We start from the raw sequence: 19157 nt of genomic DNA on the forward strand, positions 1-19157 counted from the left end.
ACCTCAGAGAGCAAGGGCTTTTGTATCTTAATCTTTTTATAAAATCTTATGATGCTTTTGGTAATGTGATGCAAAATGTGCTACCCTCACCTAAAATACTTTTTACTTTAATTTCACCTTTATTTAATTCTACAAGTTCTTTGCAAATTTTTAATCCTAAACCTGTACCTGCTTCTTGTTGCGTACCTTTTGTAGTAAAAGTGTCTTCAGAGAATAGTTTATGAAGGTTTTCCTCCGGAATTCCTACTCCAGTATCTTGAAAATAAATTTCATAGTGCTCCTCCTTTTCATTAGATAGCAAGGTTATAGAATCTCCGGATTTACAAAATTTAATAGCGTTTGCTAATAAATTTTGTGACACAATAGAAAACATATCCTTGTCCGCATATACCAAAGTAGCGTCTAATTTATTGTTAAGTTGGATGTTCTTACGTGCTGCTTTGGGTTCGAAAAAGCTAAATTTATTCTGGATAACGTCTTTAATATTAAACTCGGTAGGTTTTGCATTTAATTCATTCATTTGGGATTTGGACCAATTCAATAAATTATTAAGCATTATAGAAGTCTGATGCGTTCTATTGGAAAGTAGCGGAACAATTTCTTCAAACTCCTCTTTAGAAATGGCATTTTCTTTTAAAAGATTTAAGGTGCCATCAAGTCCGTGTATTTCATTTTTTAGATCATGAGAAATGATAGAAAAGAGCTTGTTTTTTACTTGGTTAGATTCGTTTAATTCAGCAATATATCTTTTTCTTTCTCTTCTGGTTTTGATAATAAAGAATAAAAATATTGCACCTATGACAAACATTCCTATGCTTATGAATGTAAATATTCTATATTTAAATAATGCTCCTTGTGTTTTTAATTCCTGTTTTTCTTTTTCTTCAAGAAGTTTTAGTTGTTCTAATTCGGATTTGAAACGAATCTCTGCTTTAGAGATTTTTTCGGTGGATTCATTTCTGGATATTTGATCTGCAATTTGCTGGTATTTTTTTTGCCAAATAAAGGCAGATGCAAAATTATTTCTCGCTGAGTCTAAAGTAGCAGAATGTCTATAATTGGTCAAAAGCAATGGTGGAATATCTAGTCTTACTAGTTCTGTTCTAGCTTCATCTAAGAGAACTTCTGCTTCATTATAATTTTTTAGTTTGATCGCAATCTCGCCTAACTGTTGTTTGATGTTTGCAGCCACTCTAAAGTTTTGTGCTTGTACAGCATTGCAATATGAAGAATCGTAATATTTTTTTGATTTTTCATATTCTTTATTTGCCTTATAAAGATTAGCTAGTCGGGTATATGCCATTGCTTTGTCTAAAGTTCGATTATTTTTCTTGCTAATTTTTAAGGCTTCGTTAATCAGTTTTTCTGCTTCATCGATTTTACCAAGGTCGATATAGATCAGTGCTAAATTGTTTAATGCTGACCCTACCTTATTTGGTCTGAATTTTTTCTTTAAGGCTATCGATTTTTGATAATATTCTTCGGCAAGTTCATAATTATCAATATCAGAGTAAATATTGGCAAGATTGTTATATGTACTGGATAAGACTAAACTATCTTTCATACGCTCGAAGTATAAGTTTGCTTCTAGTATATGATGTATTGCTTTTTCAGAATTACCTCTTCCTTGTTCAATAGTAGATTTATTATTATTAATAATTGCCAAACCTCGTTGGTGATTAGCTTTTTTAAAGTATGTGGCAGCTTGGTCATAATTGTAAAAAGCTTTTATATGTTGCTGAGTTAAATTATGAACGTTTCCGATATGTTGGTATACATTACCAATACCTTTATTATACTTTATAGTATTTGAAATAGATAATAATTTAGATTCGTATGATAAAGCCATGTCGAACTCTTCCGCTCTCCACATATTTTCAAAATATTTCATGGCTGTATCAAATAATACAGAGTCTTTTTCCGTTTTTATGAAAGGTATGATACTATCCAGTGATTTTTTCTGAGAAAAACTAAATGAACTGAATAGGACGCATAAGATCCATGTAAAAATCGCTTTTTTCATATGTTTTATTTTGGGAAAATAGATTAAAAAACAATTTACATCTACAAAATACACAAAAATCAATTTAAAAAACAAATATAGTAGTATTATTCTTACAAAATATATTGTTTTTATGGATTTTCGAAAGAGTTATGACGTTTTTAGGTATAATTCAACTTCATATATGGATTACAAACAATCTAACTTTTAATGTCTAATTGCTGATTACCTGAAAGGCGAAGGGAACTTTTATGATATGGTGTAGATTAGTTTTCAATTACTATAAATTCACTTCTTCTATTTTGTTGATGTCTTTCCTTACTACAAGGGATACCATTTTTACAATCGTTTTTTAATTGCAGTTCTCCATATCCTTTGCTTTTTACTCGATTGGGATTGATACCTTTAGCGATGATATACTTGGCTGTGGCAGTAGCTCGTTTTGCTGATAATTTTAGATTGTATAGATCACTTCCCTTACTATCGGTATGTGATCGGATTTCAATTTTTAATGAAGGAAACTCCTTCAGATAAGAGACAATTTTATCCAGTTCTTCTGCAGTACTACTGAGAATCAAAGCTTTGTTAGAAGCGAAATAAATCGGTTTGAGCGAAAGTACTTTTCCTAGATCTACACCAGTTTTTGGTGTGTCTTTTTCTAAAAAGAAATCTTTATTTGCTATTGGATTATCATTATTAGTATCTATACTAATATTTAGAGGTTTGTATTTTGTTTTTGTTAGTAGGAACTCAAAACTTTTATTATTGCAATCTAAGGGTACATAGAAAAACCCTTCCTCATTTGTTTTACCATTAAATATCGTTTCTTTATCTTGATTAAGAACCTCTATTTCTGTTTCGACTAAAATCTCTTGAGAGTTTTGATCTTTTACCAAGCCACTAACATATCCGATACAATCCGTAACTAATGGGCTGTTCTGAGTAATACGATAAATATCATCATCTCCACGTCCACCTTTACGATTTGAAGCGAAGTATCCTTCTTTAGTATCTTCATTGATGATAAAAGTAACATCATCGTAATTACTATTTACAGGTTTACCTATGTTATCAACCTTTTTTTCAGATGCGGTTGTATTTGTTACAAAAATGTCTAGTCCACCAAGTCCAAGATGCCCGTCTGATGCGAAATATAGCATCCCGGATGTAGTAATAAAAGGAAAGGTGTCTCGACCTTCTGTATTAATTTCTGGTCCCAGATTTTTTGGTTCTCCGTAACTTCCATCATTATTAATGTCAACTACATAAAGATCTGACTCGCCATAACCTCCAGGCATATCAGAGGCGAAATACAATTTTGTTCCATCTGAATTAAGTGTAGGATGCGCAACAGAGTATTGATCATTATTAAAAGGAAGTTCTTCGGGTTGTGACCATTTTTGTTCTGCAGTTTTAAAAGCTTTAAATATTTTGAGTCGATTAACTCCTAATGAATCTTTCCTTGAAGTACCTTTGGAAATATTATTACGTGTAAAATATATAACATTACCATCTTTTGAGAATGATGAGGTAGATTCATGAAGACGTGAACTCAATTCTTTTGCAAATTCTCTAGAAAAGGATACGCCGATGGAATCATCCTTTATGCTTTGAAATAATCCTAAATATGCTTGTTGATTCCATGAATTTCGGCTTGATATATTTTTTCTTTTTCCTCTGGAAGACGAAAAAACAAGCTCGTTTTGATAAAAGGAAGGAGCGAAATCTGTAAATGCAGAGTTGTTTTCAAAATCACTGATTTCGTATCTGCCAGATTGCTTTTCGATATCTTCTAAATAATCTTGGTTTTCTTCTAATCTTTTGCTTCTTGAGTCGTTTGCATTACTCTCTTTGGCAAGGGTTATTAGTCTCTTTGCTTCATCATATTTTTCTAAATGTTTGTAACAATGAGCCGCTTTATAGTAGTATTCTGGTTGCAGTTCTTCTACAATGATACTATCATTTAATTGTTCTGTTCTATATTCGAACATTTTTTGATACCATTTTCCTGCATTTTCTAGGTCTGAATTATAATAATAAGCATCTCCGAGTTTTTGATATACTTCAATTGATCCTTTTCCTTGATTTATAATTTTTTTGTACGAATCAATAGCCTCTATAAATTCAAAGTCATTAAACCGTTTATTAACTTTTTTGAAATCCGAATTTTGAGAAAACAAAAATGAGGGGATGAGTATAAGGAAACCAATACTGTAAAGAATTCTATATATCATCATTTTTGTTTGTTTTTGGTTAAAAGAATCTAGGATATAATACACGTTCCTTTTTCTTAAAAATTTCATAGCGTAAGAAAAATTCATAAGAACCTGAATTAAATTCTGTGTTACCTAGCGCAGTAGTTTCCCAATCATAAGCAAAACCTAACATCAGGTTGTTTGTAATCTGAAACCCTACTAAACCACTAAGTGCTGCACTCCATCTGTAAGCTATTCCTAGTGTAAACTTGTCATATAATAAGAAGTTGGCAGAAGCATCTATTTGCAACGGTGATCCAGCAACAACTTTTCCCAATATTGCGGGTTTTAGTTTTAGATAATCATTGATTTCAAATACATATCCTAGCATCATGTAATAGTTGATTCTTTCTGAGGCTAAAAAAGAAGAAGCAGTATTATCATTAGAAGATTCATTAAAATGTTTTGTTTGCAGTAGATTAGGAGCTGAGATTCCAAAATAAAATTTTGGAGTATAATAATAAGCACCTATTCCAACATTAGGAGAGAATTTATTATCAATATTGGTGTCCAAAAGAATATCCGAAGTTGAATACTGGTTTAATCGATCAAAATTAACATCAAGTAAATGCCCTCCAGCCTTTACACCAAAAGCTAACTTTCCTTGTTCAGAGGTGCTTATGGTGTAAGAAAAGTCTATGTCGATATAAGTTTCCTGGGTAGGACCAATTTTATCATTTACTATTGATAATCCTAGACCTACTTTTTCGGCTCGTCCAATAGGTGAGTGAATATTTAGAGTTTGCGTCACTGGAGCTCCATTAATGCCCACCCATTGATCTCTGTATAATCCGGCAATACTAATAGCATTTCTAGATCCTGCATATGCAGGGTTGATGCTGATGGTGTTATACATATATTGTGTATACTGCGCATCTTGTTGACCTTTTATATCTTGTATAAAGATTAAAAAAACTAGAATACCTAATATGTATGATCTACTCATAAACTGATTATTGCTAAAAAGAGTTTTCATCATTTAGATGGGTTAACTATCGATTGATATATAAATAACCAGTTCGTGTCTTGGATATTCCCATAGCATTTTTGTAGACTAACACATAGAAGTATGTACCAACAGGGAGTTGACGTTCTTGACTTATAGTTACCCTACCATTAGATTCTCCTCGGAAAAATTCTTGATTTTGACCATAACCAATCGCTTCATAGACCAATACTCCCCATCGATTAAATATTTTTAATTCATTATCAGGGAATTTTTCAATATTGCGAATGATAAATACATCATTATTTCCGTCTCCATTAGGTGTAACCCCATTAAATACTTCTATATCGTCCTCTGCCGTAGGATCGGAGTTGTTGGGTTCTAAATAATCTGGAATTCCATCACCATCAGAATCAAAAGCGTCATCTGGTACCATATCACCATTAGGATCTGGATTTTCATCTTCTGTTAGTATTCCATCATTATCATCATCAATATCTTGGAAGTCATCAATTCCATCACCATCAGAATCCTGAGGGTCATAATCTACAGTTCCATTATCAGGATCATCTTGTACTTGATCAGGTATACCATCATCTCCAAATGGTCCATCGATTGTTCCGTCTCCATCACTATCGATACCATCGTGCCCTGCTTCAATATAATCGTAAATCCCATCTCCATCGGCATCAAGATCTAAGCTATCAATGATACCATCGCCATCTGTATCTAGGAAAGGATCTCCATTTTGCTCTTCTATATCTGTAATACCATCATTATCATCATCTAGGTCGAATACATTCGGGATACCATCTCCGTCTGTATCTAAGTAGCTAATGGTAGGATCATCTGGGTCTCCGTCATTATCAATATCCGTATTAGTACTATTATCAGGATCGTCAGAATCTTCTGTTATTGTAATTGAGGAATTAGGAATAGTAGCATTGGCAAAAGCCGTATTCTCTACAAAACCATTAATGATATCTTGTTCTGTAATTACATGTGTTCCTGTTATCATAAACATATCACCAGGGCCTAGTGTGGGTATCGACGTAGGATCGTTTAAGATCGCATTAGGATCGATCACATTTACATTTAATAAAGTAACATTTCCTGTATTGGTTATTGTGATAGTGTAGTTAAGGATATCACCAATTTCAGTATAGGTAATGTTATCAACTGTTTTTAATATATCAATTGTTCCTAACTGTGGTGTGGATGTTACTGTGGCGTCATCAGGATCTCCATCACCATTGGTGTCATTATCTGTTGGATTATTAGGATCATCCGAGTCATCCGTAATTATTCCTCCGTTGGTATCTTCGGCTGTAACCGTAGCTGTATTAGTAACTGATCCTGTATCTAAATCTTGTTGGGTTATCGTATGGGCAGCTATGACTGTTACTGTTTCACCAGGCAATAAACTAGATATATCAGCAGGTATTATACTACCTACATCGGCATTAGCGTCAGAAATATTAATATTACTTAAGGTTACATTCCCTGTATTAGTTACTTGCAATGTGTATGTAATAACTTCACCTACTGTGTCCCACAATCCGTCTGGAGCATTATCTGCTGCTTTTGTAAGACTAATAGATGGAGATTGGTTTACATCAGTATTCGTAATATCATCTGGATCGCCATCTCCATCAGCATCTGTATTAGTTGGATTATTTGGATCGTCGGAAATATCAGATATTATATTTCCTGAAGGATCTATAGCTTCAACAATAGCCGTATTAGATACAATACCGTTGTCTAGATCAGCTTGGGTAATAGTATGTACTGCAGAAGCTGTTATCGTTTCTCCCGGAAGTAAGATAGTAATATTTTGAGGAGTAATACTTCCAATATCTGCGTTGTTATCAGTGATATTGATACTTGTAAGGGTTGTATTTCCAGTATTCGTTATCACAATAGAATAAGTAATTTGTTCTCCAACAGAATCATAAGTCCCATCCGTTGCTGGAAGAGATGCTTTAGTTATAGAAATACCACTTTGGGAAGAAAACGTTGTTACTGTATCATCATCTGGGTTTCCGTCATTATTGTCATCTTGATCTGTTGTATTTGTAGGATCATCGGAATTATCTGTAATTGTAATTCCATTGGGGTCTTGACCAGAAACAACTGCAGAGTTTGTAATACTTCCAGTATCTACATCAAATTGTGTAATTACATATGTGGCAGAGAAGCTCGTAGCATCGGTTTCTCCTGGAATCAAATCAATTGGACCACCTATTACATTTACTAATGGATCTGTGATTTCTATATCGGTAATAGTGGTATTTCCTGAGTTGATTACTTCAAAAGTATACGTAATGGTTTCTCCAACTTGGGCAAATCCATCATTATTTGTATCATTAAACGTTCCGATTTTTAATAAGGTTAATTCTGAATCTCCAACTAAATCAGTTACTGTTGGGTCATCAGGATCTCCATCTCCATCTAAATCTTCATTATTTGGGTTGTCGGGATCATCAGAGAAATCGCTTACATCAGTTATTATTCCACCATCATCATCTTCGCCTGTTACCAAAGCACTATTAGTAATATTTCCCGAGTCAATATCAGATTGCAGAATTGTATATAATGCTGTAAAACTTGTATTGTCAATTTGAGCTGGATTTAAGGTAATTGGACCTCCTGTTACCGGTACAATTGGATCGGTTATAGTAATGTTAGTAATGGTTACATTTCCTGTGTTTCTTACATCAAAAGTATAAGAGATAGTCTCACCGCTTTGTGGAATTCCATCACCATTTTCATCATTAAAATTAGCAGTTTTGAATAGCGAAAGCTCTGGATCTCTTGCTAAAGTGGTAACTGTTGGGTCATTATCATCTGTAGTCGTTGGGTCATCAGAAGTATCACTTACAGATCCTCCACTAGGATCAGTACCAGAACCTGTTGCAGTATTTATAACTTCTCCGGTATTTACATCTGATTGTGATAATATATAGGTCGCAGTAAAGGTGCTGTTATCTGTTTGTCCAGGAACCAAGTCAATAGGTCCTCCAGTAACAGGAATTAGCGGATCAGTAATAGTAATATCGGTGATCGTTGTGTTTCCTGAATTCGTGACATCGAAAATATACTCAACGGTTTCTCCTGCCTGTGCTAATCCATCATTATTAGCATCAATAAAGACACCTATTTTAAATATTGTAAGCTCAGGATTATTTGTTAGAGTTGTGACTGTAGTGTCATCTGGTTCACCATCATTATTTGTATCATTATTAGTTGTGTCATTTGGGTCATCAGATATATCCGAAATCGGGTTTCCGTTTGTGTCATTTGCAGTAATAATAGCAGAATTAGTAATACTTCCATTATCAATATCTGATTGTGTTATCGTATATACTGCAAAGAATGAATTTGTATCAACTTGTCCAGGAACTAAGGAGATTGGACCGCCGTTAACGGTAACTAAAGGATCCGAAATGGTGATATCACTTAAGGATACATTTCCAGTATTTGTAATATTAAAATTGTAGGTTATCGTTTCTCCTTGTTGTGGGATACCGTCACCATTTTGATCATTAAAGCTGCCAATTTTTTCAAAAGAAATAGAAGGGTTTTGTGTTATTATTGTTTCTGTAATATCATCTGGATCTCCATCTCCATCGAGATCTGTATCAGTAGGATTATCTGGGTCATCTGAAATATCTGTAATTAAATTGCCAGAAGGATCTATTGCTTCTACCGAAGCTGAGTTATTTACAATACCGCTATCTATTTCATCCTGTGTAATTGTATGAATAGCATTTACTATTGTACTCTGCCCAGGAGATAAACTGGTAATCGTTGCCGGTGAAATACTTCCTGGATCTGCGTTTGCATCAGTGACCGAAATATTGGTTAAAGTAACATTTCCAGTATTGGTTATAGTTAACTCATAGATGATTTGTTCTCCAACGGTGTCGTAACTACCATCTGAAGCAGGTAATTCAGTTTTGATAAGACTAAGTTCTCCTTGCGTTGGGATAGTAGTGTTTGTAATATCATCTGGCTCGCCATCTCCGTTTGTATCATTGTTATCTGTATTATTAGGATCGTCCGAAGTGTCAGATATAATGTTTCCATTTGGATCTTGACCACTAGCAATCGCACTGTTTTGAATTACTCCAGCATCAATATCGTCTTGAGTAATACTATATGTAGCGGTAAATGTAGTGTTATCATTTTGTCCAGGATCCAGATCAATCAGGGTTCCTGTAACTGTTACCAATGGATCGGTTACACCGATGTTCGATACGGTTACATTACCGATATTAATGATATCAAATGCATATAATATAGTCTCTCCAACTTGTGTTAATCCATCTCCATTTTCATCTTGAAATATACCAGTTTTTGAAATGCTTATCTGAGGATTAGCATCTAATGTGGTAATCGTGCTGTCATCTGGATCACCGTCACCATTTATATCATTATTATCTGGATTATTAGGGTCATCACTGATGTCGGTAATGGTACTTCCATCTGGACCTTGACCGTTTACTGTGGCAGAATTCGTTATACTTCCATTGTTCAAATCTGCCAGCGTAATTGTATAAACAGCGGTAAAGGAAGTGTTATCAGACTGGTTGGGATCAAGATTAATGGGGCCTCCATTTACTGTAACTATTGGATCAGAAATTGTAATGTTGGATATCGTTACGTTTCCAGTATTTCTAATATCAAAAATATAGTTTATGGTTTCACCAATTTGTGGAAAACCATCTCCATTTTCGTCATTAAAGTTTGCTGTTTTTAATAATGTTAACTGAGGATCTCTGGATAAGGTTGTAATAGTGTCATCATTATCCTGAGTTGTTGTTGGATCATCAGAAACGTCTTCAATCAATCCTCCATTTGGATCAGTACCAGAAGCAATAGCAGAGTTTGTCACACTTCCTGTATTAATATCATCTTGGGTTAAAGTGTAAATAGCTGTAAATGCAGTACTATTTGTTTGTCCTGGTGATAGATTAATGGGACCTCCATTAATAGTAACCAAAGGATCAGAAATGGTAATTCCAAAAATTGAAACATTTCCAGTATTAGAAATATCGAAAGTATATTCAATCGTTTCTCCTACCTGTGCCAAACCATCATTATTGCTATCAATAAAAACACCAGTTTTACTTAGAGTTAATTCAGGATTAGAAAGTAATGTTGTAATTGTAGCATCATCAGGTTCTCCATCACCATTAATGTCATCGTTAGTAGGATTGTTAGGGTCATCAGAGGTGTCAGAAATGATACTTCCATCCGGAGCTTCTGACGATACAGTGGCAGAATTACTAAAGCTTCCTGAATCTATATCTCCTTGAGTCAAGGTATATGTACCTGTAAAAGTTGTACTGTCTGAAATCCCTGGCGCTAAAGCAATAGGTCCTCCGTTAACTGTAATCACAGGATCAGAAACCGTAATATTGGTCAATGTCACATTACCCGTATTGATGACTGTAAAATTATAGGTTATGGTTTCGCTTTCTTGTGGAAATCCATCACCATTTTCATCATTAAAAGTTGCTATCTTTTCTAAAGAAACAGAAGGATTTTGAAGTATAGGAGTAATTGTATTGTCATTTGGTGTAGTTGTTGAAGGATCATCAGATACATCGTTCACGATGTTTCCACAAGGGTCAATAGCTGTAGCAGAGGCACTATTTACAACTTGTCCAGCATCTAAATCACTTTGGGTAATTGTATGCGAGGCATTTACTGTAATAGAGCTCATTGCAGGAATTGTAGTTATGCTAGAAGGAGTTATACTTCCTGAATCGGCATTCATATCACTTACTACAACATTATTTATTTCAACATCATTTATATTATTAATGATGATTTCGTATTCAATGATTTCTCCAAGGGTATCGTAGCTTCCATCTGCAGCAGGTAAAAAAGATTTTGTAATTACCATTTCAGCCTCTGGATTTACAGTTACGGTATAGTTGTATGAGTTACCTGCACAACCATCTTCGCTTGTGGGGGTAATAGTATAAATTACCGTTTGAACTATCCCTGAAGTATTAATAAGTACATCTGTAATGGAATTAGAATTTGAAGGAGTGGTAGTTTCTCCAACTACATTAGGATTGTCATTTGCTACCCAACTAAAAGTAGTATTCATCAAGTTCACATCTCCAGTTAAATCATGATTTATCGAAGTGCTACTGCAGGTAATGTCAGATGGTGGAGTATTATTAAAAGGTTCTGGTAACACCGTTATGGTTATCGTAAAAGTGTTTCCATTACAACCATCACTATTAAAGGGAGTTATTGTATATATAACATCTTGGTTACTGCCAGAGATATTTTCAATACTATCGGTAATAGAAGTTCCACTACCATTATTGGCTCCATTAATATTTGGATTTGGCGTTATCACCCAATCAAAAGTAACATCAGGAAGACTAGTTAAGGTAGTAAGATCAAAATTTATATTTGTATCACTACAAACTATTGTAGAGGTATCTGAAATTTCTAAAGTAGCAGTTACATCAATTGTATATGTGAATGTATAAACAGAGGTATTTCCTGCGCAATCGGTATAGGAATAGGTATATATTTTTTCACCGTCACATAAAGGGTCCGCATTTTCGGTTATAATAGGAGTAATATTATTTCCGCAGACATCAGTTACTAGAGGAGCGGTAGGCTGAACCGCATCTGCAATATCATTTACGGTTGCTGTTCCATTGGCTGGTACAACCGGAAGTGTAGTTACATCTATGATGTAGGTAAATGTGTATATAGAATCGTTTCCAGCACAATCGGTGTACGTATAGGTATATACTTTATCTCCTTCGCAAACAGGATCTGTATTTTCAGTAATTACAGGAGTAATATCGTTTCCGCAGACATCAGTTACTATTGGAGCAGTTGGTTGTGTAGCATCCGCAATACATTCTACTGTTGCTGTTCCATTAGCTGGTACAACCGGAAGTGTTGTTACATCGATAGTGTAGGTAAATGTATATATAGAAGCGTTTCCTGCACAATCGGTGTACGTATAAGTATAGACTTTATCTCCTTCGCAAGTTGGATCTGTATTTTCAGTAATTACAGGAGTAATATCGTTTCCACATACATCCGTTACTATTGGTGCAGTTGGTTGCGTAGCGTCTGCTAAACATTCTACTGTTGCTGTTCCATTGGATGGTACAACTGGAAGTGTAGTTACATCGATGGTATACGTGAATGTATATACAGAATCATTTCCTGCACAATCCGTATAAGTATAGGTGTAGACTTTATCTCCTTCGCAAGTTGGATCTGTATTTTCAGTAATTACAGGAGTAATATCGTTTCCACATACATCCGTTACTATTGGTGCAGTTGGTTGAGTAGCGTCTGCTAAACATTCTACTGTTGCTGTTCCATTGGCTGGTACAACCGGAAGTGTCGTTACATCGATGGTATACGTGAATGTATATACAGAATCATTTCCTGCACAATCGGTATAGGTATAGGTGTATATTTTATCTCCTTCGCAAACAGGATCTGTATTTTCAGTAATTACAGGAGTAATATCATTTCCACATACATCCGTTACTATTGGTGCAGTAGGCTGCGTAGCATCCGCAATACATTCTACTGTCGCTGTTCCATTGGCTGGTACAACTGGAAGTGTCGTTACATCGATGGTGTAGGTAAATGTATATACAGAATCATTTCCTGCACAATCGGTATAGGTATAGGTGTATATTTTATCTCCTTCGCAAACAGGATCTGTATTTTCAGTAATTACAGGAGTAATATTGTTTCCACATACATCCGTTACCGTTGGTGCAGTAGGCTCGGTAGCATCAGCGATACATTCTACTGTCGCTGTTCCATTGGCTGGTACAACTGGAAGTATCGTTACATCGATAGTGTAGGTAAATGTATATACAGAATCATTTCCTGCACAATCGGTATAGGTATAGGTATATATTTTATCTCCTTCGCAAACAGGATCTGTATTTTCAGTAATTACAGGAGTAATATTGTTTCCGCAGACATCTGTTACTATTGGTGCAGTTGGTTGAGTAGCGTCTGCTAAACATTCTACAGTTGCTGTTCCATTAACTGGTACCACAGGCAATGTAGTTACATCGATGGTATATGTAAATGTATATACAGAATCATTTCCTGCACAATCGGTGTAGGTGTAGGTATACACTTTATCGCCTTCACAAGTAGGATCTGTGTTTTCAGTAATTACAGGAGTAATATTGTTTCCGCATACATCTGTTACCGTTGGTGCAGTAGGCTGCGTAGCATCCGCAATACATTCTACTGTTGCTGTTCCATTGGCTGGTACAACTGGAAGTGTTGTTACATCGATGGTATACGTGAATGTATATACAGAAGCGTTTCCAGCACAATCGGTGTACGTATAGGTGTATATTTTATCTCCTTCACAAGTAGGATCTGTATTTTCAGTAATTATAGGAGTAATATTGTTTCCGCAGACATCTGTTACTATTGGTGCAGTAGGTTGTGTGGCGTCCGCTAAACATTCTACGGTTGTTGTTCCATTGGCTGGTACCACAGGCAATGTAGTTACATCGATGGTATATGTAAATGTATATACAGAATCGTTTCCTGCACAATCGGTGTAGGTGTAGGTATACACTTTATCGCCTTCACAAGTAGGATCTGTGTTTTCAGTAATTACAGGAGTAATATTGTTTCCGCATACATCTGTTACTGTTGGTGCAGTAGGCTGCGTAGCATCCGCAATACATTCTACTGTTGCTGTTCCATTGGTTGGTACAACTGGAAGTGTAGTTACATCGATGGTATACGTGAATGTATATACAGAATCATTTCCTGCACAATCGGTATAGGTATAGGTGTATATTTTATCTCCTTCGCAAACAGGATCTGTATTTTCAGTAATTACAGGAGTAATATTGTTTCCACATACATCCGTTACCGTTGGTGCAGTAGGCTGCGTAGCATCCGCAATACATTCTACAGTTGCTGTTCCATTAACTGGTACAACAGGCAATGTAGTTACATCGATGGTATATGTAAATGTATATACAGAATCATTTCCTGCACAATCCGTATAAGTATAGGTGTAGACTTTATCTCCTTCACAAGTAGGATCTGTATTTTCCGTAATTACAGGAGTAATATCATTTCCACAGACGTCTGTTACTATTGGTGCAGTAGGTTGTGTAGCGTCTGCTAAACATTCCACGGTTGCTGTTCCATTGGCTGGTACAACCGGAAGTGTCGTTACGGCGATAGTATAGGTAAATGTGTATACAGAATCATTTCCTGCACAATCGGTGTACGTATAAGTGTATATTTTATCTCCTTCACAAGTAGGGTCTGTATTTTCAGTAATTACAGGAGTAATATCATTTCCGCATACATCCGTTACTATTGGTGCAGTTGGTTGAGTAGCGTCTGCTAAACATTCTACGGTTGCTGTTCCATTGGCTGGTACAACTGGAAGTGTTGTCACATCGATGGTGTAGGTAAATGTATAGATAGAATCGTTTCCTGCACAATCGGTATAGGTATAGGTGTAGACTTTATCTCCTTCGCAAGTAGGATCTGTATTTTCAGTAATCACAGGAGTAATTGGTGTACCGCCACTATCAGTAACTACAGGAGCGGCAGGTTGTGTGGCATCAGCAAGACATTCTACCGTAGCAGAATCATTTGGTGGAACTACTAATGGAGGCTCTACAGTTACTGTTATGGTGTAAATAGTTCCAATACATCCGCTAGTATTATCCGAAGGGGTAATTGTATATACTACATCCTGAGGAACCGAAGAAGTGTTTACAAGAGTATCTTGTATTCTATCATCGGTTGAAGTAGCAGTTGTTTCTCCAGTGATATTTGCATTATCTATAGCTGACCAAGAAAAATTTACACTGTCATTATAGTTATCAACGTGTCCTATTAAATTTTGATTCAATGAATCTCCAGTACAAATGTCTACAGTTCTAGTAGTGTCTAAAACTTGTGGAGCACGCTGCACAGTAACGGTGTATGTATATGTATCTTGAGGAGTTCCTCCAGAATCAAATCCAGTGATAGTGTATATTACTTCTTGATCTGTAGTTCCAATATTTATTAAAGTGTCAGTAATGCTAGAATCTGTAGAAGTGGTAGTTGTTTCTCCAGAAATTAATGGATTATCTGTTGTAGACCAACTAAAAGAAACGATACTCGGATCTACATCCATTGTTAAATCATGTGATAAGGTTTGACCGCCACAAATAGTTTCTTTAGGATTTACTGTTACGACTTCTGTTGCGGTAAAGTCTGTAGGATCTGCTATACTACCAGTTCTTGGCGTAGCGCTAGCAGTAACCGTATTGGTGATATCACTTTGATTTGAAATGTCCGTTGCCGTTATAGTATAAGTTGCAGTCCAGACTGCATTTGTTCCTGGACCTAGTTCATCTACGTCATTATCTATTCCATCATCTGTACCGGTTGTACTTTGAAGCGTTATAGTTCCCAGAGAACCACTTCCAGAATGTAAATCAGAAAGGCTTACTTCATCGAAAGTTACGTTTCCTGTATTTGAAACCGTATAAGTATATGTTATTGTTTGTCCTTCAGCAACATTGCTATCGTCATCGGCTTGTTTTGTCACCGAAATCCCCGGAGTCGATATTAAAGACACTATCGTTGGATCATTCGTAGAGGTTGTTGGATCGTCAGGATCATCCGATAAATCAGTAATACTACCTAATCCAGGATCCTGAGCCCCTACCGTTGCTGTATTTACTACCTGATTTGCATCGAGATCTTCCTGCGTAATTACATGGGTAGCCTCAAAGGTTGCAGTTTCCATTGGAGCCATGCTGTCTACAACATCATCAGTACCTGTATCAGTTCCTGTAGTGTTAATTAGAGTAATGGTATCCGCATTTGGGTCTACTACATTTACATTAGTTAATGTAACATTACCCACACTGGTGGCAACAATGGTATAGGTTATGGTTTGTCCGATGGTGTTATAAGGGCCATTTGTTGGGGCATCATCCACTTTAGTAACATCTAATCTACCAAATTGCGGGATACTAACCACAGTAGCATCATTAGGTGCTAAGGTAGTTGGATCATCCGACATATCACTAACCATAGTTCCTTCGACTGGTTCGGTACCGGTAGCTGTAGCCATGTTTGTCGTGTTTCCATTGTCAAAATCTAACTGAACGATTTCATGAGTAGCTGTAAAAACAGCAGATTCACCAGCAGGTAAGTTTGCAACTGAGGTTGGACTTAAACTACCCGCATCTATATTTACATCTGTAATGGTTACATTATCTAAGCTTACATTTCCAGTATTGATCACTGTAAACTCATAGGTAATTAGTTCTCCTAATGTATCATACAAGCCATCAGGAGCCGGTTGTGCAATTTTTTCTAATACCAAGGCACCAATCTGTTCTATAGGAGTAATAGTAGGATCACTGGTTGATGTTGTTGGATCATCTGGATCATCAGAGATATCAGTAATAACAAAACCATTTGATAAAGTACCTTCGGCAGTTGCTGTATTCACCACTTGATCTGCTTCAATATCGGCTTGAGTAATTGTATGAGTTGCTGTGAAATTTGCTGTTGCTCCAATTCCTAAATTAGAGACAGAAGCAGGAGATAGACTACCAGCATCAATATTAGGGTCAGAGATCGTAACACTCGGAATTATTTGACTTCCTGTGTTTGTAACCGTAAAATCATAGGTTATTATTTCTCCAACGGTATCATAACTGCCATCTGGAGCAGTTCTGTCTGTTTTAGTGATTTCTAGTTCATTGTTAATAATAGTAACATCTTCAGTAGGGTCATCGGGTAAGGCGTTTGTATCTACTTCGGTTTGAGTATTATTGATGGTATTTGTAACGGTAACATCTGCAGAAACTTCATTTACAGTAGCTTCTATTGTAAGGGTATGAACCTCTCCAGGAAACATGTCTCCAATATTCCAGTTCGGTTCTGACCAGGTACCAAAACTAGGAGTTACGGTTCCAAAGCTTAATTCAGAAGGTAAAATATCATTAATAACCAGATTACTTACAGGATCTTGTCCTAAACTTTCAACAGTAACAGTAAAAGTAACAGTATCTCCTTCAATGACAGGAGAGTTATCTACGGTCTTAGAAATTACAATTTCCGGAATACAATTATAAGCGGATAAAATAGCAGAGTTATAGGTACAAGTTCCACGTGTTACTCTAACAAAAAAATCTCCAGGTTCTGTTGGAGTAAATACACTCGTTGTAGCTCCCATGATTTCCACTCCATTTTGAAACCATTGATAAGCATCAAAATTTCCTGTTATTTCGAAAACATCCGAACCAGGCAAACAGCCTCCTCCAGTTATATCAAGTTCTACTACAGGTACTGTATCAAACCCAGAAAAATAACCTGCAATCCCAGCATTACTATTAACTCCTAAAAACCCAACGGCGATTGGACCAGAGGACTGTACGGAAACATTTCCCGTAAGATTAGGAATATAAAATGTTTTCCAATCTCCTGTTCCGGTAACGGTCTGTTCATTCGCAAGAGGGACAGTACCTGTATCATCGGTAACTATGATATTTGCATTTGGAGTAATAGAAGCTGCTACAATGGTAATCCCTCCATTAAAATTTAGGCCATCTACATCTCTAATATTAGAGATATTACTTAAGTTATCTGGTAATAAGCAGTTTACTGGAGCAATAAAGTTTAATCCCCCTGTTTGGATTCCGCTTGATCCAGAAAGATGTTGGTAAGCATATACTTCTTTAGTGGTAGTTACATACATGTTTCCTCCTGTTGATGCAGGAACGTAATTACTCCCATCGATTACATAGTATTCTCCTGTATTAATGGTTGTTTGGTATACACCTCCAACAAAAATATCAGTACCGTTCTGTGTTCCAATAATGATAGGTGTTTCTATGTCATTTACACCATTTCCTCTAATAAAAACATATTCCCTTCCTAAAACATTCTCAGGAACAGGTTGATCAATAACAGCATCTCTACTGTTACTTCCTACTCTTGGAGCTCCATTTAAATTTCCATTAGAAATCGCAATTTTTTTATCAGATTGGATGGTAGCACCTAACCAACAATCTATGTTTGCAATTGTAGCATTTCGCCAAGCTTCTAAAACATAGGTTTGTCCTTGTGTTAATGTTATAGTTAAGGTGTCATCTGTAATACCATCATTATCTTCTTGTAATCGGAATTCGCAATCTGTTCCGTACCCATAGATATTTACAATAGTAGTACCAGGTTCTGTAGCCATAATCCCTAAAGTCGCATTGAGACTCGTTTGTCCGTTTCCATAATTCGGTCTACCACCCCATTTGAATAAGGTTCCTATAGCTTGCCTTCCTTTTGATGTTAATGAAGTACCTTGCGCAGAGGATCTTCCTCTATAGTTTACATAAAAATTCTCTCCTCCAACAGATTCAAATCGCAAACCACTATTACTAAGTACTACACCCGTATTTGTGTTATTTACGAGAGTGATGTTATTATCTCCGTCTGCAACATCATATTTTCCTGGAGCAGTATTGGATATAGTTAATGTAGCAACTGCCGTAGTGTTGGTTCCTTGAAAAACGTTCACATCAAAAGCCGTTGTTTCTGGTGTAGATAAATAAAAAGCTTGTTGTCGTATTGCCTGATTATTACCACCTTGTTTTAATGGAGGGAGATAGTGGACATTACTCAGCTGGGCGGTCATATGAATACAACTGATTAACAAAAATAGTAGGAAGAGGTAATTTTTTCTCATGGTGTACTTATTATGACAATGATTTTCTAAATTAGAAAATGACCAGGTTTTTACTAGTTTAATTATATATGAAAATCTAGTTTTTATCGATGAAATACGTAAAAAATAGGATTAAAGGTATTTGTTAAAAATGTTAAAATACTATTACTTCAAATATACATTTTAAGGGAATCTACTCCTTATTGGTAAGACGTAAAC

4 protein-coding genes are annotated in these 19157 nt (G+C 35.8%); all 4 read right to left on the reverse strand.

Annotated elements, in window-relative coordinates; translation table 11 throughout:
• Positions 1 to 46 precede the first annotated feature (46 nt).
• Entirely contained in the window at positions 47 to 2023 is a 1977-nt protein-coding gene (locus Q1B37_RS11090; RefSeq protein ID WP_299610623.1) for a tetratricopeptide repeat-containing sensor histidine kinase, read from the reverse strand.
• Between the two features lie 245 nt (positions 2024 to 2268).
• Positions 2269 to 4239 (reverse strand): OmpA family protein, encoded by a 1971-nt coding sequence (locus tag Q1B37_RS11095; protein ID WP_299898642.1) that lies wholly within the window; start codon positions 4237 to 4239, stop codon positions 2269 to 2271.
• 16 nt (positions 4240 to 4255) lie between these two features.
• Positions 4256 to 5203, reverse strand: a complete 948-nt coding sequence (locus tag Q1B37_RS11100; protein WP_299898644.1) for a type IX secretion system membrane protein PorP/SprF — start codon at positions 5201 to 5203, stop codon at positions 4256 to 4258.
• Between the two features lie 46 nt (positions 5204 to 5249).
• A complete protein-coding gene (locus Q1B37_RS11105) occupies positions 5250 to 18959 on the reverse strand; it encodes a PKD-like domain-containing protein (RefSeq protein ID WP_299898646.1) in 13710 nt (4569 codons plus the stop codon).
• Positions 18960 to 19157 lie beyond the last annotated feature (198 nt).

Source organism: uncultured Aquimarina sp., from assembly GCF_947492965.1.
In the GTDB taxonomy this organism is placed as follows: Bacteria; Bacteroidota; Bacteroidia; order Flavobacteriales; family Flavobacteriaceae; genus Aquimarina.